The organism is Sediminivirga luteola, assembly GCF_014639315.1.
Taxonomy (GTDB): Bacteria; Actinomycetota; Actinomycetes; order Actinomycetales; family Brevibacteriaceae; genus Sediminivirga; species Sediminivirga luteola.
In genome coordinates, this window is sequence record NZ_BMFY01000010.1 from 142,958 (window position 1) to 159,675 (window position 16,718).

Consider the following 16,718-nt stretch of genomic DNA (forward strand, 5'->3'; position numbering starts at 1 on the left):
GCACCGGCCTCTCGCCTCGTACGCGGCCCATGCTCCTCACCGGCGTCGACGGCACCACCAACCTTACAAGAACGGGCCTGAGCAGAACCTTTGAGCCGGGGCACGGGCGGGTAACGAAACCCCTACGGAACTGCGATGTTTCAGGCGGCCGGCCTGCGGGAACGCGCTCAGCGCAGACGGGCGGCGACGGCGCGGCCGAGCTCACGCAGCTCGCCCACCCGCAGCAGCCAGGTCAGCACCAGATAGCTCAGGGCCATCACCGCGCCGATGATCGCGATGGAACCCAGGGCACCGGCGCGCCCGGCGAACAGCATCGGCTCCAGCGGAAGGCTCACCGCCCAGCCGGCGGCTGCCGCGCCGACGGCCGCGACCGCCAGCCGCGCGTGGTTGCCTGCGATGCCCGCCAGTCCCAGTCCGCCCAGGCGCCGGCGCAGCAGCAGCGCCGAGGCGGTGGCGCCGAAGACATAGCCCAGCGACATGGATGCGCCAATGCCGGCCACCGTCCACTCCCGCGGCAGCGCCAGGCAGGCCAGGACGAGCGCCGTGGTGATGACCACCTGCGGCAGCTGCACCAGGAACGGCGTCCGCGCGTCCTCGTAGGCGTAGTAGACGCGCTGCAGCAGATAGGCGCTGGAGAACGGCACGAGGCCCAGGATCATCGCCTGCAGGACGTGGCCGATGGCCTCAGCCTGCGCGATGGAACCGCCGGCGACGACGTAGGCGATCTGCGGGGCCAGCACCAGGACGCAGGCGGTGGCGAGGAAGTTCACGATCGCGACCGTGCGCAGGCCCATCGTCAGGCTGCCGCGCACCGCGCTCACATCGCCGGCGGCGGCGTTGCGGCTCATCGGGGTGAAGAGCGCCGTGGCGATCGACACCGCGATGAGGGAGTGGGGGAGCATGAAGATCAGATACGACACCGAGTACGCGGCATTCGAGGCCGAGACGTCGCCCTGTGCGCCGCTGGTCGCGGTGGAGGCCACCTGGGAGACGGCGATGTACCCGAGCTGGCCGACCAGCACCGCGGCGAACGTCCAGCCCGCCACCCGGCCGGCGATGCTCAGGCCCACGCCCCGCCAGCCGAACCGGGGCCGGAAGCTGAAGCCGATGCGTCGCAGCGGCCAGATCAGGATGAGTGCCTGCGCCACCACCCCCAGGGTGGCGGTGCCGGCGAGCAGGGCGATCTTCCCGCCGGTCCAGGTGCCGACGGCGTGCTCGCCCTCGGGTCCCGGACCGAAGAGCAGGATGAACGCGATGATGCCGGCGATGGCGACGACGTTGTTGAGCACCGGCGCCCACATATAGGGACCGAAGGACTCCCGGGAGTTCAGCACCTGGCCCAGCAGGGTGTACAGGCCGTAGAAGAAGATCTGCGGCAGGCACCAGTAGGCGAACGCCGTCGCCAGGGCGAGCTGCTCATCGCTCCAGGTCCCGGAGTTGGCGTAGATGCGCACCATCAGCCCGGCCGCGGCGGTGAAGGCGACGGTGAGGATCAGCAGCAGGCCGATGGCCAGGGTCAGCAGCCGGTCGGTGAAATCCTGGCCGCCGTCATCCCGTTTGGCGGCGCGGACCAGCTGGGGCACCAGCACGGCGTTGAGGACGCCACCGGCCAGCAGCATGTAGATGTTGTTGGGGACCTTATTGGCCACATCGAAGGCGTCCGCCGCACCGCCCACCGTCACGCCGATAGCGGTGACCAGGAGCATCGTCTTGGCGAACCCCAGCAACCGCGAGACGAGGGTCCCGGCCGTCATGATGGCCGAGCTCCTCGCCAGCGACCGCAGCCTGGATGCGGACTGCCCCACCGTGCCTCCTTCTGTTCGCGCTTCCCGTGGCACCGTCAGTGCCGGGCTCGTTCGACGGCTGCCTGCAGCTGGTTCTCCGGCAGCCGCCGGCGGCCGCGGCGGAAGGTCCGCAGCAGGCCCACCAGCAGCACCAGGACCAGTCCGGCGCCGATGATCGCGGTGCCGATATCCTCCCAGTCGGCACGGACCCGCACCAGCTGGGCGGTTTCGGTTCCCAGCTCCGTGCCCGCCGCGCTGCGCAGCACCACGCGCGCGGTGACATCGCCGTTCGCGATGCCCTCCACCGGCACCTCGACGCGGCTGGTGGTCCCCGGGGCGATCTCCACCGTCTCGGAGGTGCCCGCCCGCAGCTGGGGTGTCTGCGCTTGCAGGCTCACCGTCAGCCGTGCCGGCTGGGTGCCGCGGTTGGCGACCTGCACCGGGATGCTCGTACCCTCGCCGGTAACCAGCAGCACGGGGGAGCCCTCCTCCACGTGGAGCGCGGAGGTCCAGGCGTCCACGCGCTCGCGGGCCCGCTCCAGGCAGGCGTCGTGCTCCTCCGGCCGGGTCCAGGCCGCCGAGGCGCATTCGAGCAGCACCCTGCCGATGGTGCGATCCGCCTCGTCGGGCTCGGTCAGGAAGCTGTTGAACTCCGCCGCCTGGGCGCCGATGGCGGCGAGCTCACGCGCCAGCTCCCCGGACGCCGGGTCCGCCTCGACCAGCGGGCTGCGAGCGACCGGTTCGCGATCGAGCAGGCCGTCCAGGTCGCTCAGTTCCAGCCAGGGCGCAGCGGCCATGGCGTCGACGGCCGCGGCGGTGCCGGCCGCACCGGCGGTGTGCTCGCGGGGGAGCGGGAGGAACAGGGTGCGCTGGTCGAAGGGCCGCTGCGCGGTGATGGCCGCGGTCTGGGCCATCAGCGCGGACAGCGCCGCGCCGCGTCCGGTCCAGTCGGCGCCGGTGCCCTCCGGCTCGATGGTTCCGAGCAGGCCGTAGAGCTCGGCGTCGACGACGAGGGTCTGAAGCTGGCGGCCCGCGCCTGCCTCGCTGCTGGAGGTCAGGCTGCTGAGCGCTGATGCGGTGTAAGGCTGGTAGCTGGGCTGCTGGGTGTCCGAGAGGATGACGGTCCGGTTCTGGCCGGCGATGGTGTCCAGGTCGTGGGTGCTGACCCGCCCCAGGACCGGCCAGGCCACGTCCTCGCGCGCTTCGGGAAAGACTTCGGTGATCGTCGCGGAACTCTCATCGGCGGTTTCCAGCAGGGCCCGGGCACCTTGGAGGTTCTCGTCCTGGGAGTCCTCACCGGCGGAGGTGAGCCCGGCCGCGAGCAGGGCGGGGTCGGCGTCGGCCCAGGGCAGTGCGATGACGGTGCGTTCAGCCCCGAGCTCGACGAACTGCTCGTACCAGGCCTCCAGTTGCGGGGAGGGTTCTGCCGGGGGTTCCTCTTCGGCCGGCATGGCCGCGCCTGCCTGGGGCGTGGAGTCCTCGTCCTGGCTGTCCTGGCCAAGCGCGTGCCTGATCGAGGCGAGCAGGAGCGGGTCGACGGCCAGGGCCGCCTCGGGGTGGGCCTCCGCGGTCTCTAGCAGGGCTGTCAGCCGCCCGATGCCGTCCGCGCCGTTGCCGCCATTGCTCGCCGTCGCCGCGACGAGATCCTCGGCCGGGACGAGGCCGTCCTGCCCGGTGGCTTCCTGCGCGGTGAAGGGGATCAGCAGGCTCACCCGGGTTGGCTCGAGCGCGGGATCGGGATACCAGACGGTGAAGGCCGGGGCATTCGCGCTTAAGGTGCGCGTTCCCGCAGTGGTGTCGGTGCCGGCGGCGTTCACGTTGATCCCCCGCGGACCCCAGTTGGTGCCGCCGTTCTGGGAGGGAAGTCCCAGCTGCCCGCCCGGGACGGAGAACTCGAAGGCGATGTCCTCCCCGGGGCCGAGCTCGTCCGGCAGCTCGGGGACCCGCAGGTCCTCGTCGTCATCGGCGGCGGCACCGCCCTGGGCGGGATCCTGGCCGCTCGCATCGCCCTGGGACCGGGAGGTCGCCACCGCCTGCAGATTCTGCGGGTTGCCCGTCCAGGAGGCGATCGCGGTGCGGCTGGAGAGATTCCGCGGGTTCAGGCCGAGGGTCAGCGCTGGATCCGCCACCGCGGCGGTACCGGTGTTCCGCAGTACCCCGCGCACGCGCAAGGACTCCTCGGGGCCGGTGCGCGCGGCGACGTCCGTGAGCTCCACCGAGAGGATCGCGCCGCCGGGGGTGTCCTGCGGCGCCGCGCCCGCCGGTGTGCCCTGCACCGTGCCCGCCACCGTGTTCTGCGCCGTGTCCTGTGCCGGGCTCTGGGTGGTGGCGGGGTGTGCGTGCGCCGGGCGGTCCGCCGTGGCGGGCATCGGTGCGAGGGCCGTGAGCGTCGCCAGGAGGGCGGCGGCACCGGCGAGGAGGAGGCGCAAGGTCATGGTTTAAGAGAATCGGTCCAGTTTGGCCCGGGCAGCCTCCACCATACGCCGTTCATTGGCGAAGGACAGCCGGCCGCTCAGCTCCGCGATGGGGACCCACGCGACGTCCACCGCCTCATGGTCGGGGTCGTTCTCGATGGTGAGCTCCCCGCCGGTGGCACGCAACAGGAAATGGTGCACCACCTTGTGGATGCGGGTCCCGGAGACCGTGAACCAGTAGTCCACCCGGCCCAGCGGCGCCAGGATGTCCCCCGTGACGCCGGTTTCCTCGGCGACCTCGCGCCGGGCGGCATCGGCGGGCGTCTCCGCGCCCTCCAGGTGCCCTTTCGGCAGGCACCACTCACGCCGGCCGGCCCGGTTGATCCGCGCGATGATCGCGACGGGCCGGCCGGCGTCCGCGAAATCCACGACCACGCCCCCGGCGGACACCTCCTCGGCGACGGCGGTGCGGGTCAGCGCGGGACCCGGCTTGGGCGTGGGTTCGGACATGGGTCAAGGATACGTGTCCCTCCTGGCAGGATGGTGGAGAACGGGCCGGTGCGGACCGCCGGCGCGGCACGCGACGGTAGGATGTGCTGCGCGAGAAACCATCACGAGGAGCCCGAGATTACCGAGAACCCGACCGGCCGCGCGGACGCGGACGAACGCGCCCTGCGTGCCCGCCTGGCCGCCCGCCTGCTCGACCTCGACGCCACCGTCGGCGTTCTGGGCCGAGCCTTCGCCGAGGCCGGGTTCGAACTGGCCCTCGTCGGCGGCTCCGTGCGTGACGCGCTGCTGGGACGGCCGATGCCGGACCTCGACTTCACCACGGACGCCACGCCCGACGAGATCCTGCGGGTCATCAAGCCGCTGGCGGAGGCTCACTGGGACATCGGCCGGGAGTTCGGCACGATCGGGCTGCGGCTGGCCGGCGAGCAGGTGGAGATCACCACCTACCGGGCCGAGGCCTATGACCCGGACTCGCGGAAACCGCAGGTGGCCTTCGGCAGCAGCCTGGAAGACGACCTGGTCCGCCGGGACTTCACCATCGGCGCCATGGCGATCCGGCTGCCCGAACTCACCTTCGTCGATCCTCACGACGGCTTCGGCGATCTGCTCAGCAGGCGGCTGCGCACCCCCGGCGCGCCCGCGGACTCCTTCACCGACGATCCCCTGCGGATGATGCGCGCCGCTCGCTTCGCCTCGCAGCTGGGATTCACGGTGGACGCCGATGTCTTCGCGGCGATGCGGGACATGGCCGATCGGATCGGCATCGTCTCCGCCGAGCGGGTCCGGGACGAACTGGTCAAACTGATGAAGGGCGCGCATCCGCGCCGCGGCATCGAGGTCCTGGTGGACTCGGGACTGGCGGACCACGTGCTGCCGGAACTGTCGCGCATGCGCGAGGAGCGGGACGAGCACCGGCGGCACAAAGACGTCTACCGGCACAGCCTCACGGTGCTCGATCAGGCAGTGGACCTCGAACTGGAACGGCAGGAACCGGACATCGAGTCCCCGGACTTCATCGTGCGATTCGCCGCGCTGATGCACGACTGCGGCAAACCGGACACCAAGCGGTTCGAGCCTGGCGGCCAGGTCACGTTCCACCACCACGACGTGGTGGGAGCCAAACTGGTGAGCCGCCGCATGAAAGCGCTGCGCTTCGACAAGGACACCACCAAGGCCGTGGCGCGGCTGGTGGAGCTGCATCTGCGCTTCTACGGTTACGGCGACGCCGGCTGGAGCGACTCCGCCGTGCGCCGCTACGTCACGGATGCCGGGCCTCTGCTGAGCCGCCTGCACATCCTCACCCGTTCCGATGTCACCACCCGGAACCGGCGCAAAGCCGAACGGCTGGCCCACGCCTATGACGATCTGGAACGCCGGATCACCGCGCTGCAGGAGAAGGAGCGGCTCGACGCGATCCGCCCGGACCTCGACGGCAAGCAGATCATGGCGCTGCTGGACATCCCCCCGGGCCCGCTGGTGGGCAAGGCCTACGCTTTCCTGCTGGAGGAGCGGATGCAGCACGGGCCGCTGGGCGAGGAAGAGGCTGCGCGGCGGTTGCGGGCCTGGTGGGAGTCTGTGCAGGGCTGAGGCCGGTGTCTCGTGTGGGGTCGGACCGGGGGTGGGGGTCGCAGGCATCCAGTCCCGGCTCGTGCCTCGCCGGGACGGCCAGGCCCATCCACGCCTGCGACCCCCACCCCCGCCCCGCCTGCGGGCTGTCGGGGGGCCTCAGCCCTGGTGGGGGTTGGCGATGGGACTGGGGCTCAGACTTGGTGGGGGTTGGCGATGGGACTGCGGGCCTCAGTCGTGGCTGGAGGGGCGATGAGCTCGGCCGGGAGGTTGGAGGCGACCAGGCGGGCATGGGCGCGTGGGGTACCCAGGTTTTTTGCAGAACGGCGTGTCATGCTGGATAGTCGTTTCCGTTTGTGCCAGGGCGCCAGACCCGGCACGCGGATGATCGCCCCTCCTACGGGAGTGAGGGCGCTTCTCGCACGTTTCGTGCCGTGGGAGGTCTCCACGACGTCCCGCCCGACTGACGACCATCACCAGTGAGGAACCGAGTGTCACCCAGCAAGAAGCCCGCCGGAGCCGCCGCCAAGCGCGGGCGGCAGCGGCCGAATCTGCTGAACTACCCCCGGCACGGCAAGACCGGCGTCATGCGGTGGGTCCCCACCGTCCGCCTGGTCCTGATCGGCGTCCTCAGCATGCTCTTCATCGCCGTGGCGGGATTCACCATCGGCTACGCGGTCACGGACGTCCCGGAGCCGAACCCGGAAGCCGCCGGTGAGACCTCGACCGTCTACTTCGACGACGGCGAGACCGTGCTGGGCACCTTCAGCGAGCAGAACCGCGTGCTGGTGGACATCGACGGCATCTCCGAGCCGATGCGCGCGGCTACCGTCGCCGCCGAGGATCGCAGCTTCTACGAGAACCGCGGCATCTCCTTCACCGGGCTCTCACGCGCCGTGTGGGGCGTCGTCACCGACGACTACGCCGGCGGCGGCTCCACCATCACCCAGCAGTACGTGAAGAACTTCTACCTGACCAACGACCACTCCCTGGAGCGCAAGATCCGGGAGATGTTCATCGCGCTGAAGATCGACGAGCAGCAGACCAAGGACGAGATCCTCGCCAACTACCTCAACACCATCTACCTCGGCCGGCAGAACTACGGCATCGAAGTGGCCGCGCAGGACTACTTCGGCAAGCCGGCCTCGGAACTGGACCTCGCCGAGAGCGCGCTGATGGCGGCGATGATCCAGCGGCCCGGCGCCGCGGATCCGGCGGTGGAGCCGGAGGTGTACGAGGAGCGTTTCCGCTACGTGCTCTCCGGAATGGTCCGCGAGGGCTACATCACGCAGGCCGAGGCGGACGCCGCCGAACTGCCGGAGGTGCAGCCGCGCAGCGCCGACGCCAACCAGTACAAAGGCCCCAACGGCTATCTGCTGCAGACCGTCAAGGACTATCTGATCTACCAGCTCGGCTATGAGGAGGACTACCTCAACCGCGCCGGGCTGGAGATCACCAGCACGTTCAGCGCCGACGCCATGCGCGCCGCCGAGGAAGCGGTCGCGGACCTGCCCGAGCCCAAGCCGGACGGATTCCAGGTGGCGATGAGCACCATCGACCCCGACACCGGCGCGGTCAAGATGCTCTACGGCGGCGAGGACTACCTGGAGCGGCAGCAGAACGCCGCCACGCAGGACGTCGCGCAGGCCGGCTCGGCGTTCAAGCCGTTCACGCTGGTGGCCGGCTTCGAGAACGGCATCCGGCTGACTGACTACTACGACGGCCGCAGCCCGATGTCCCCGACCGGTTGGGGCGGTCCGGTGCAGAACTACGGCAATCAGAGCTACGGCACCGTCACCCTGCTGCGCGCGACACAGCAGTCCATGAACACTCCGTATGCGCAGCTGAGCCTTCAGGTGGGCCCGGAAGCCACCGCCGATGTGGCCGCGCGGGCCGGTATCCCGGAGGAAGCCATGGAGGCGCAGCGGGAGACCCCCAGCATCGTGCTGGGCACGCCCAGCCCGACCAACCTTCAGATGGCCAGCGCCTACGCCACCTTCGCCGCCAACGGCTCGTACCGGCAGCCCTACTCGGTGGAACGGGTCCTGGACACCGAGGGCGAGGTCCTGCACGAGGCTGAGCACGAGGGCGATCAGCGGTTCGACGAGGCGGTCATGGCCGAGACCAGCTACGCCCTGTCCCAGGTGGTCCAGGGCGGCACCGGTTCGTACGCCTCGAACCTGGGGCGTCCGGTGGCGGGAAAGACCGGCACCTCGCAGTCCAACCAGTCCGCGTGGTTCGTGGGATACACGCCGCAGCTGTCCACCGCCGTGTCGATGTACCGGCAGAACGAGGCCGGTCAGCCGATCCCGATCGGAGCTTACGGCGGTCGCAGCAGCATCACCGGCGGGTCCTTCCCCGTCCAGCTGTGGACGCAGTACATGGCCGATGTCCTCGAGGGCGAGCCGGTGGAGCAGTTCCCGGCCCGCGGTGAGCTGCCGCAGGTGGAGCGTCCGGCGAACCCGGACCAGCCGGCGCCGCCGCAGCGGAACCGCACCGGTTCCGGCTCCGGCGGTCAGGAGAGCCGCCCGGAGGAGACCGAGGCGCCCGAGCCCGAGGGCGATGACGAGGGCGAGGGCTCCGGCGACGATGAGGGCGGTAACGGCTCCGAGGGCGGGGACGACGGCTCCGGTGACTCCGGCGGCAACGGCAACAACGAGGGCGGCGGGGGCGGTCCCACCCAGCAGCCGACGCAGCCGCCGAACCCCCAGCCGACCGCTCCGAATCCGCAGCTGCCGGATCTGCCGGACAACGGCATCGGCGGCGACTGACGTCCCGGCGCGCTCACGGGTAGGCCGACGCGGCACGCTGAAGGGCTGGGCGCGTTGTCTCGGCATGTGACCGTCCCCGGCGTGCCCGGCTGGAAGCCTCGCTGCTGTGATCTCAGTGAAGGTGGACCAGACCGTCCCGGCGGGCCCGCGTGCTGACACGGGTCACCGGCTCCTGCGGACGGATGCAGGCCGGCGCGAGCCCTCCGTCCCGTTCCGGTGGTCCGGCGCGGACGCGCCGGCGGGCAGGACCGCCGGTAGTCTTACAGTCATGCCGGACCGCAACTCGTCGCTGGCCGTGTGGGTGCAGCCCCTGCTGGGAGGCCCTGACGGCGCGCACACCCGTGTGACGCCGCGGGACGGGCGCATCCGGGCCCGTGTGATCCTGGGCCTGCTTGGGGCCATGGCGCTCCTGGGCGTCCTGATTCAGGCGCCGTGCATGGGCACCGCCTGGTCGGACGAGGCGGGCACCTACGCGCATCTGTGCCACTCGCCGCTCATCGCGCAGTACCTGGACCCCTCCCTGGCCACGGGCCTCGGCGGCACCGCCTGGGCGGCGCTGCTGGGATGGGTGGCCGCTCTCTCGGGCGCCTCGGCGTGGTCGGCGGTGTCCTACGCGAGCCTGGTGGCGATGATCAACCTGATCGGATTCGCTCTGGCGGGCATCGCGCTGCTGCGGCTGACCGCCGTGCCCTGGCGGGTGCTGGCATTCGCGCTCAGCCCGGTCATCGTCTTCACCGTGGTCCATTCCTTCGACCCCCTCGCGATCGGCTTCGCCCTATGGGGCGTCATCGGCCTGATCGAGGGCCGGAACCCCGTGCTGGCCGGAGTGCTTTTCGCGCTCGCGGCCGCCATCAACCCCCTCGCCCTGCTCGTGGCGGCCGGGGTTCTGCTGGGCCTGTGGGCGCAGCACTCCGCGATTCCCGGCCAGCAGGCGCTGGGACAGAACGCGCAGGCTCTCGGACAGAACGCGCAGGGGCCAGCGGACGGGAGTTCCCGGCGCACGCACACGCTGCTCTTCGCTGTGGCGTTCGCCGTGCCCGCGGTGGTCATGCTCGGCCTGGACAGCAGGTTCGGGGAATGGCTGCCGGCCTGGTTCCAGGTGCGGGTCGAGGACGGATCGCCGATGGGCATCCTGGCGCAGCTGGGCGTCGAGGTTCCCGTCGCTGCTGCCACCGTGGTGGCGGTCTTCGGCATCCTGGCCCTGGTCATCGTGATCGCCCTCCTGCTGCCGTCCATGGCGCTGCGCGGCGGGACCGCCCCGGTGCTGGCGCCAGCCACCGCGCTACTCGCCGGTGCCGCGCTGCTGCTGCCGTCCGCGTCGCCATCCTTCTCCCTGTGGCTGCTGCCGTTCGCGGTACTGACCGTGCCGCACTGGGGAATCCAGCTGCCGTGGATGGCCGCCGAACTCCTCTTCGCCGGTGGGCAGCAGCTCTACCTGCTCGATACCCGCACGGAAGAGGCGGGTCTGCCGCCCCATATCTACGGGCCGGTGTGCGTGCTGCGGCTGGTCGCCATCGTCGTGATCGGCGTGGCGGCAATGCGCGGCGCACGGACGCCTGGCGGCGCGCGGCCCGCATCGGCGTCCCCGGTAGAGCTGGAAGGCGAAGGCCGGGCGCCGGCACCGGACCCGGCACAGGGGCCGGCTCATCGGAGCGATACCGGCGCCGCCCCGGTGGCGGAGGATCGACAGAACCCGGTATAGTGGTGAAGTCTGTGGGCAGATGCGTGCCGGACATGCCGGAACGCGCCTTCCACGGAAGCAACGCATATTCCCTCCTGCCATGGACCGACCATGGCCGCGACAGACCAGAGGAGGTGGGTGAATTTTGCGTCACTACGAGCTGATGCTCATTCTGGACCCGGAGGTGGACGAGCGTAATCTCGGCACCACGGTGGAGAACCTGATCAAGGTCATCCCTGCTGAGGGTGGCACGGTCGACAACATCGATCTCTGGGGCCGCAGGCGTTTCGCCTACGAGATCCAGAAGAAGACCGAGGGCTACTACGCCGTCGTCGACTTCCACGCGACTCCCGCCACGACCAAGGAGCTCGACCGCCAGCTCGGCCTCAACGAGTCCGTGCTGCGCACCAAGATCCTGCGCCCCGAGGCCGCCTGACAGCCAGCCCGGGCCGTACGGCCACTGCCAATTTCGCGAGATCACCTTCAGGAGCACCTCAATGGCAGGCGAGACCATCATCACCGTCGTCGGAAACATCACCAACGATCCCGAGCTGAGGTTCACCCCGAACGGGGCGGCCGTCGCCAACTTCACGGTGGCGTCGACTCCGCGGACCTTCGACCGTCAGGCCAACGAGTTCAAGGACGGCGAGACGCTGTTCCTGCGCTGCTCCGCCTGGCGGGACATGGCCGAGAACGTCGCGGAGTCCCTCACCCGGGGCACGCGCGTGATCGTCCAGGGCCGGCTGCGCTCGCGCACCTTCGAGACGAAGGAGGGCGAGAAGCGCACGGTGTTCGAACTCGACGTCGATGAGGTCGGCCCGTCGCTGCGGTTCGCCAGCGCGAAGGTGGCACGGAACGAACGCGGCGGCGGTGGCGGCGGCTTCAGCGGTGGCCCGCAGGGTGGCGGCTACAACCAAGGCGGAGGCCAGCAGTCCGGAGGCTACGGCAGGCAGCCGGCCGGCGGGCAGCAGGGCGGCTACGGCGGCCCGCCTCCGCAGGACGACCCGTGGGCCTCGTCCAACCCTCAGAGCGGCGGGGGCTGGGGCAACCCCAGCTCCGATGAGCCGCCCTTCTAGACACCAGAATCACGCAAGGAGTAACCCATGGCCAAGCCGGAAGTCCGGAAGCCCAAGAAGAAGGCGAACCCGCTCAAGCGCGGCGAGATCGCCAAGATCAACTACAAGGACACCGCCCTGCTGCGGAAGTTCATCTCGGACCGCGGCAAGATCCGCGCGCGCCGGGTCACCGGTGTCACCGTCCAGGAGCAGCGCCTGATCGCGAAGGCCGTCAAGAACGCCCGCGAGATGGCTCTGCTTCCCTACACGAGCTCCGCTCGCTGATCAGGGAGAGGAAGAGACATGGCTACCACGAAGATCATCCTCACCCAGGAAGTCGACGGGCTCGGCGCCGATGGCGACATCGTCGAGGTGAAGGCCGGTTACGCCCGTAACCTGCTGATCCCGCGCGGCTGGGCCACCCGCTGGACCCCGGGCGCCCAGAAGCAGATCGAGACGCAGCGCAAGGCGCGGAAGGCACGCGAGATCGCCGACCGCGACCAGGCTCTCGCGCTCAAGGCCAAGCTGGAGGAGTCCTCCACCAGCCTGGAGCTCAAGGCCGGTGCGAACGGCCGCCTGTTCGGTGCGGTCACCCCGGCCCTCGTGGCCGAGGCGCTCTCCGCCGCCACCGGCGTGACGATCGACCGCCGCGCCGTGGCCCTGGCCACGCACGTGAAGGAGCCGGGCGAATACAAGGCCACCGTGCGCCTGCACGAGGACATCACCGCCGTCGCGCCGTTCGAGGTCGTCGGCATCCGCTGATCGGGCGAGCACACCTCACGGACATAAGAAGGCCGGTCCCCAGTCCCGGGGGCCGGCCTTCTGTGTACCGCTACCGTTGGCGGGCGGTCTCGACGAGACCTTCCATGACGTCATCCGGGACAGCTGCGGATCGGACCAGAGCAGCCTCCACCATCACCTGCATGGCGGACTGGGGACGGTCTCGTGCGTCAATGTCACCCGGGACTGTCCGTCAGGGCGTCGCGACAGGCGACGAGGAGGGCCTGTAACCGGTCGCGTTCGTGGGGATCCAGGGTAGCGGTCATGGCGCCGGCGACCTCGGCGACGGCGGCACGGGCGCTCTGGAGCAATACGGCGGCGTGCGGGGTGAGGGTCGTGCTGCGTTCACGTCGCGGCCCGGGCTCTTCAGCACGCTCGATGAGGCCGCGCTTCTCCAGGCCCTGGAGAAGGACGTTCATGGACTGCCGTGACACGAAGACCCGCCGGGCCAGTTCAGAGCCCGTGATTCCCGGGCTGTCGTGAAGCGTTTGCAGGCAGGCGTACTGGGCGACGCTGAGTCCCAGGGGGCGCAGCACCTCCGCCATGCGCTGGTTGAGCGCCGCCTGAGTTTCCTTGATCAGCACCCCGAGCTCTTCCGCAGGGGTTCGCTCGGGCGCCAGTGCGATCTCGTCCATGTCAATAGTTTGACACATCTCGGCTTTAGTGTCAGTATGTTGACATCAAGGCGGCCCAATAGGAAAGAGGGAACATCACATGACCACCACCACTGCGGGTCCGACGTTCGTATCGTTCCAGGTCCGCAATACCGAGGTCTCCGCTCGCTTCTACGAAGACCTCATCGGTTTGAACCGGCTGCCCATCCCGAACCCGGCCGCGGTCGTCTTCTCCGGCGGGGGAGTCTCCTTCGCGGTCCGCGACCCCTTCCCCAGTGTCGACCTCGACGCCGGCCCCCTCGGCACGGGCATCGGGGTCTGGTTCCACAACCCGGATGCGGCAGGACTGCACGCGCGCCTTACCCAGGCCGGGGTGCCGATCGCGCAGGAACCGTTCGAGGGCCCCTTCGGCCTCCAGTTCGCTTTCCGTGATCCGGACGGCTACACCGTCACCATCCACTCCGGCGCCGGGTAGGAGCCATCCATATGGCGTCGCATCGGCAGGTTCTCCGACGTCGCCGAGCCGCGGTCGCTGGAGACGAGCAGGCAGTTCGGGGAGTCGTTCACTCCGGCCGCCATTCACCCAGGACGGCGACCAGGCCAGGATCGAGGTGAACGGCGAAGGGGATCTGGGTGCCGCCGCGGGACAGGTTGCCCTGTTCCTGTCCCTCAATATCAATGCGAACGCCTGGCCTGATGCCGGCTGGCGGGAGCCGGTCATCCCAGCCGCGCAGGCGGCGCTGCCCGGGTTCCGGCCGTGCGGATTCCATTCGCCCTACGGCGCCGGCTGCTAGGCAGTGCTCTCCCAACGCACTCGCGTCCCCGAGGCGGCGTGAGATGCCCGGACGGAAGGCCGAGTACCTCGCGGTTGCTGCCGAGGCGGCAGCCGAAGGCATCCTCACCGACGCCTGTCTGCGCGCCCTGCCGGAGGAGACGGCCCGCGATCAATCGCTTGTGTCACCGGCATCGGCCCGTTCGCCGCCGACCTCATCCGGCATAGCGCAGCCATTTGTGTCATAGGCCGTCATCGGACGCCCTTGTCTTCGAGGCCTCCGACAACTCGGTTGGACGTCCGCCGCTCTCGCGGACCGGTCCCCGGGGGCCGGCCTTCGTCGTGCGGTGGCCGCGTAGAGTTGGCGGTATGGCCGACACCCTCCAGCCGACGCCCGTGCCGACCCTGGGCGACGAGGCCGAACGCAGGGCCGCGCTGCGACGGATGCGGGCGGTGGCGCTGGGCCTGCTGGTGCTGGCGGCGCTGGTCTTCCTGGCCACGCACCTGTTCACGGACCTCACCGGCGTGTGGGGGTTCGTCGGGCGTGCCTCCGAGGCGGCGATGATCGGCGCCATCGCCGACTGGTTCGCCGTGACCGCTTTGTTCCGGCACCCGTTGCGCCTGCCCATCCCGCACACCGCGATCATCCCGCGTCGCAAGGACGCCCTGGGCGAATCGCTCAGCACGTTCGTGGCGGAGAACTTCCTGCGCGCCGATGTCGTGGAGGACAAGATCCGGCGCACCCGGGTCACCGCCCGGGCGGGGGCCTGGCTGAGCGAAACGAAGAACCAGGAGTATGCCGCCGACCGGATCGCCGCCGGCCTGGGCTATGCCCTGGACCGGATCGAGGACCGGGACGTGATGGACCTGGCCACTGGCGTGATCGTGCCCAAGCTCATCGAGGCGGAGAAGTCGCCGGTGCTGGGCGACCTGCTCGGCGACCTGGTCCAGGACGGCTCCCATCACGGCGTCGTCGACCTGATCATCGGCGAGGCGCACACCTGGCTGAGCCTCAACCCCCGCGTGATCGAGGAGATGGTCGAGTCGCGCCGTCCCTCCTGGGTGCCGCATTGGCTCGGCGACCAGCTGGCCGGCCGCCTGCACCGCGAGGTGCTGCGCTGGGTGGCGGAGGTCCGCGACGACCCCCGCCATCAGGCGCGGATCGCCTTGGACGCCTGGCTGCTGCGGCTGGCCGAGGACCTGCAGCAGGACACGCCGACGCGCCTGAAGCTGGAGGAGCTCCTGGGCACCCTGCTCTCCCGCCCGGAGACGGAGCAGGCAATCCTGGCGCTGTGGCAGAGCTTCCGCCGTTCCCTCCGCCGCGCCGTGGACGACCCTGGCAGCGCCCTGCGGCCCCGGCTGGCGGCGATCATCGGCGATCTGGCGCAGAAGATGAGCGCCGACGAGGACTTCCAGGCTCGCGCGGATGACCGGCTGGCGCGCACCTTGGGGGATCTGGCGCAGAGCTTCGGGCCGGAGCTGGCCAGCGTCATCGGCGAGACGATCGCCCGCTGGGACGCCCGCGAGGCGAGCCGCCGCATCGAGTTGTTCGTCGGCAAGGACTTGCAGTACATCCGCATCAACGGCACCGTCATCGGCGCGCTCGTGGGCCTGGCGATCCACGCCGTCACCCTGCTGCTGCCCTGAGCCGCACTGATCGCCGGTCCGGGCTGCTCGTTCGCGGGGCCGGATCGGACTGACGCGCCGCAGTGTTCAAGCGAGAGCTGATGCGCCAGGGCGTTCAAACAGGGGTGCTCACAGGTGTGGCCGAAGTCCGCTGGCGCAGGATCCGGACCACATCAACGCTATCCGCACGAGTCAGATAGAAGATCGCGTGACGACCGATCGCGTAACTGCAGTAATCTTCCGCATTGCCGGTGCTTGCTGATTGGTCAGTCACCACTGTATGGTCAGTGTATGCTGACTATTGCTTCGCGTCTTGATGTGATGAACCGGCTGGGCCGGGCGATGGCCGACCCCACTCGGTCCCGCATTCTGCTGTCCCTGCTGGATGCGCCCGGCTACCCGGCCAAACTGGCGCGCGAACTGGAACTGACCCGGACGAACGTGTCCAACCATCTGGCCTGCCTGCGCGACTGCGGAATCGTGGTGGCCGAGCCGGAAGGCCGCCAGACCCGGTACGAGATCGCTGACCCTCACCTGACGGCGGCACTCAATGCGCTGGTGGAGACCACGCTGGCGGTCGATGAGGGCGCCGCATGCCTTGATCCGGCGTGCCCCGAGGGATGCTGCACCTCAGGTCAGACCCCGTGACCGGCGGCGAGCGCAAACCGGCCGCGGACAGCCATGCGGCTGTGGCGCTCACCGCTGAGCGCCGCGCAATCCTGCACCGGCGGGTGCGGTTCATCGTGGCCTTCACCATCAGCTACAACGTGATAGAAGCCGTCGTGGCCATTGGTGCCGGGGCTGCCGCAGGTTCTGCCGCGCTGATCGGATTCGGCCTGGACTCGGTGATCGAGGTGCTCTCCGCAGTAGCAGTGGCTTGGCAGTTCACCCGTAAAGACCCGCAACGCTGGGAGAAGCCGGCCGTGCGGGCCATCGGCGTGGCGTTCTTCCTTTTGGCCGCCTACATCACGGTCGAAGCCGTACTGACCCTGACCGGCGTCGAAGACGTCGATCACAGCCCCATCGGCATCGGCATCGCCGCCCTGAGCCTGATCGTCATGCCGGCTCTTCGGACTTCTGGTGGGGAGCGGGACTCGCGGCGTAGCTGAGGGTGGGTAGGGGTCGAGGTCCTCGATGATCGGTAG

General features: G+C 69.9%; 16 protein-coding genes. 11 read left to right on the top strand and 5 right to left on the bottom strand.

What is annotated here, in order from left to right:
• Positions 1-167 precede the first annotated feature (167 nt).
• Genes murJ through IEW13_RS12025 form a run of 3 tightly spaced genes read right to left on the bottom strand, consistent with a single transcriptional unit; the run spans position 168 to position 4,708 of the window.
• Positions 168-1,838, bottom strand: coding sequence for a murein biosynthesis integral membrane protein MurJ (murJ, locus tag IEW13_RS12020; RefSeq protein ID WP_308420822.1), 1,671 nt, complete (start codon positions 1,836-1,838; stop codon positions 168-170).
• A 2-nt stretch (positions 1,839-1,840) separates the two neighbouring features.
• Positions 1,841-4,219 carry a DUF6049 family protein gene (locus tag IEW13_RS17505; protein WP_229745127.1) on the bottom strand — a complete coding sequence of 793 codons (2,379 nt, stop codon included), beginning with the start codon at positions 4,217-4,219 and terminating at the stop codon, positions 1,841-1,843.
• A 3-nt stretch (positions 4,220-4,222) separates the two neighbouring features.
• Positions 4,223-4,708 (bottom strand): NUDIX hydrolase, encoded by a 486-nt coding sequence (locus tag IEW13_RS12025; RefSeq protein WP_188551158.1) that lies wholly within the window; start codon positions 4,706-4,708, stop codon positions 4,223-4,225.
• An 81-nt stretch (positions 4,709-4,789) separates the two neighbouring features.
• On the opposite strand from IEW13_RS12025, the gene IEW13_RS12030 reads away from it, so the two are divergent.
• The 7 genes from IEW13_RS12030 (at position 4,790) to rplI (ending at position 12,543) form a co-directional block, all read left to right on the top strand.
• Positions 4,790-6,295 (top strand): CCA tRNA nucleotidyltransferase, encoded by a 1,506-nt coding sequence (locus IEW13_RS12030; RefSeq protein ID WP_188551159.1) that lies wholly within the window; start codon positions 4,790-4,792, stop codon positions 6,293-6,295.
• A gap of 470 nt (positions 6,296-6,765) precedes the next feature.
• Positions 6,766-9,045 (top strand): transglycosylase domain-containing protein, encoded by a 2,280-nt coding sequence (locus IEW13_RS12035; protein WP_229745128.1) that lies wholly within the window; start codon positions 6,766-6,768, stop codon positions 9,043-9,045.
• 268 nt (positions 9,046-9,313) lie between these two features.
• Complete coding sequence (locus tag IEW13_RS12040) at positions 9,314-10,747, top strand: glycosyltransferase family protein (RefSeq protein ID WP_188551160.1); 1,434 nt, start codon at positions 9,314-9,316, stop codon at positions 10,745-10,747.
• A gap of 124 nt (positions 10,748-10,871) precedes the next feature.
• Positions 10,872-11,162: a 30S ribosomal protein S6 gene (rpsF, locus tag IEW13_RS12045; RefSeq protein ID WP_188551161.1), complete on the top strand. Its 291-nt coding sequence runs from the start codon at positions 10,872-10,874 to the stop codon at positions 11,160-11,162.
• A 61-nt stretch (positions 11,163-11,223) separates the two neighbouring features.
• Positions 11,224-11,802: a single-stranded DNA-binding protein gene (locus IEW13_RS12050; RefSeq protein WP_188551162.1), complete on the top strand. Its 579-nt coding sequence runs from the start codon at positions 11,224-11,226 to the stop codon at positions 11,800-11,802.
• A 27-nt stretch (positions 11,803-11,829) separates the two neighbouring features.
• The gene (rpsR, locus tag IEW13_RS12055) at positions 11,830-12,066 is read left to right on the top strand and encodes a 30S ribosomal protein S18 (protein ID WP_188551163.1); all 237 of its coding nucleotides are present in this window, start codon (positions 11,830-11,832) and stop codon (positions 12,064-12,066) included.
• Between the two features lie 18 nt (positions 12,067-12,084).
• Complete coding sequence (gene rplI, locus IEW13_RS12060) at positions 12,085-12,543, top strand: 50S ribosomal protein L9 (protein ID WP_188551164.1); 459 nt, start codon at positions 12,085-12,087, stop codon at positions 12,541-12,543.
• Between the two features lie 194 nt (positions 12,544-12,737).
• Here rplI and IEW13_RS12065 read toward each other — a convergent pair whose 3' ends face one another.
• Positions 12,738-13,196 (bottom strand): MarR family winged helix-turn-helix transcriptional regulator, encoded by a 459-nt coding sequence (locus IEW13_RS12065; protein WP_188551165.1) that lies wholly within the window; start codon positions 13,194-13,196, stop codon positions 12,738-12,740.
• Between the two features lie 79 nt (positions 13,197-13,275).
• Between IEW13_RS12065 and IEW13_RS12070 the strand changes: the two genes are divergently transcribed.
• Positions 13,276-13,650: a VOC family protein gene (locus tag IEW13_RS12070; RefSeq protein ID WP_188551166.1), complete on the top strand. Its 375-nt coding sequence runs from the start codon at positions 13,276-13,278 to the stop codon at positions 13,648-13,650.
• Positions 13,651-13,738: 88 nt separating this feature from the next.
• On the opposite strand, the gene IEW13_RS12075 is transcribed toward IEW13_RS12070, so the two are convergent.
• Positions 13,739-13,945, bottom strand: a complete 207-nt coding sequence (locus tag IEW13_RS12075; RefSeq protein ID WP_188551167.1) for a hypothetical protein — start codon at positions 13,943-13,945, stop codon at positions 13,739-13,741.
• Positions 13,946-14,316: 371 nt separating this feature from the next.
• On the opposite strand from IEW13_RS12075, the gene IEW13_RS12080 reads away from it, so the two are divergent.
• From IEW13_RS12080 to IEW13_RS12090, 3 genes are all read left to right on the top strand, one after another.
• Complete coding sequence (locus IEW13_RS12080; RefSeq protein ID WP_188551168.1) at positions 14,317-15,594, top strand: DUF445 domain-containing protein; 1,278 nt, start codon at positions 14,317-14,319, stop codon at positions 15,592-15,594.
• Positions 15,595-15,864: 270 nt separating this feature from the next.
• Positions 15,865-16,221 (top strand): Cd(II)/Pb(II)-sensing metalloregulatory transcriptional regulator CmtR, encoded by a 357-nt coding sequence (cmtR, locus tag IEW13_RS12085; protein WP_188551169.1) that lies wholly within the window; start codon positions 15,865-15,867, stop codon positions 16,219-16,221.
• Positions 16,218-16,682 (top strand): hypothetical protein, encoded by a 465-nt coding sequence (locus tag IEW13_RS12090; protein WP_188551170.1) that lies wholly within the window; start codon positions 16,218-16,220, stop codon positions 16,680-16,682. Before cmtR ends, IEW13_RS12090 begins: the two co-directional genes overlap by 4 nt.
• The last annotated feature ends 36 nt before the right edge of the window (positions 16,683-16,718 follow it).

Bases quoted from the DNA above. Each gene is read 5' to 3' on its own strand.
- rplI (WP_188551164.1), top strand. From the start codon at position 12,085: ATGGCTACCACGAAGATCATCCTCACCCAGGAAGTCGACGGGCTCGGC.
- cmtR (WP_188551169.1), top strand. From the start codon at position 15,865: ATGCTGACTATTGCTTCGCGTCTTGATGTGATGAACCGGCTGGGCCGG.
- IEW13_RS17505 (WP_229745127.1), bottom strand. From the start codon at position 4,219: ATGACCTTGCGCCTCCTCCTCGCCGGTGCCGCCGCCCTCCTGGCGACG.
- IEW13_RS12080 (WP_188551168.1), top strand. From the start codon at position 14,317: ATGGCCGACACCCTCCAGCCGACGCCCGTGCCGACCCTGGGCGACGAG.
- IEW13_RS12070 (WP_188551166.1), top strand. From the start codon at position 13,276: ATGACCACCACCACTGCGGGTCCGACGTTCGTATCGTTCCAGGTCCGC.
- IEW13_RS12040 (WP_188551160.1), top strand. From the start codon at position 9,314: ATGCCGGACCGCAACTCGTCGCTGGCCGTGTGGGTGCAGCCCCTGCTG.
- IEW13_RS12025 (WP_188551158.1), bottom strand. From the start codon at position 4,708: ATGTCCGAACCCACGCCCAAGCCGGGTCCCGCGCTGACCCGCACCGCC.
- rpsR (WP_188551163.1), top strand. From the start codon at position 11,830: ATGGCCAAGCCGGAAGTCCGGAAGCCCAAGAAGAAGGCGAACCCGCTC.
- IEW13_RS12075 (WP_188551167.1), bottom strand. From the start codon at position 13,945: ATGGAATCCGCACGGCCGGAACCCGGGCAGCGCCGCCTGCGCGGCTGG.
- IEW13_RS12065 (WP_188551165.1), bottom strand. From the start codon at position 13,196: ATGGACGAGATCGCACTGGCGCCCGAGCGAACCCCTGCGGAAGAGCTC.
- IEW13_RS12030 (WP_188551159.1), top strand. From the start codon at position 4,790: ATGTGCTGCGCGAGAAACCATCACGAGGAGCCCGAGATTACCGAGAAC.
- IEW13_RS12050 (WP_188551162.1), top strand. From the start codon at position 11,224: ATGGCAGGCGAGACCATCATCACCGTCGTCGGAAACATCACCAACGAT.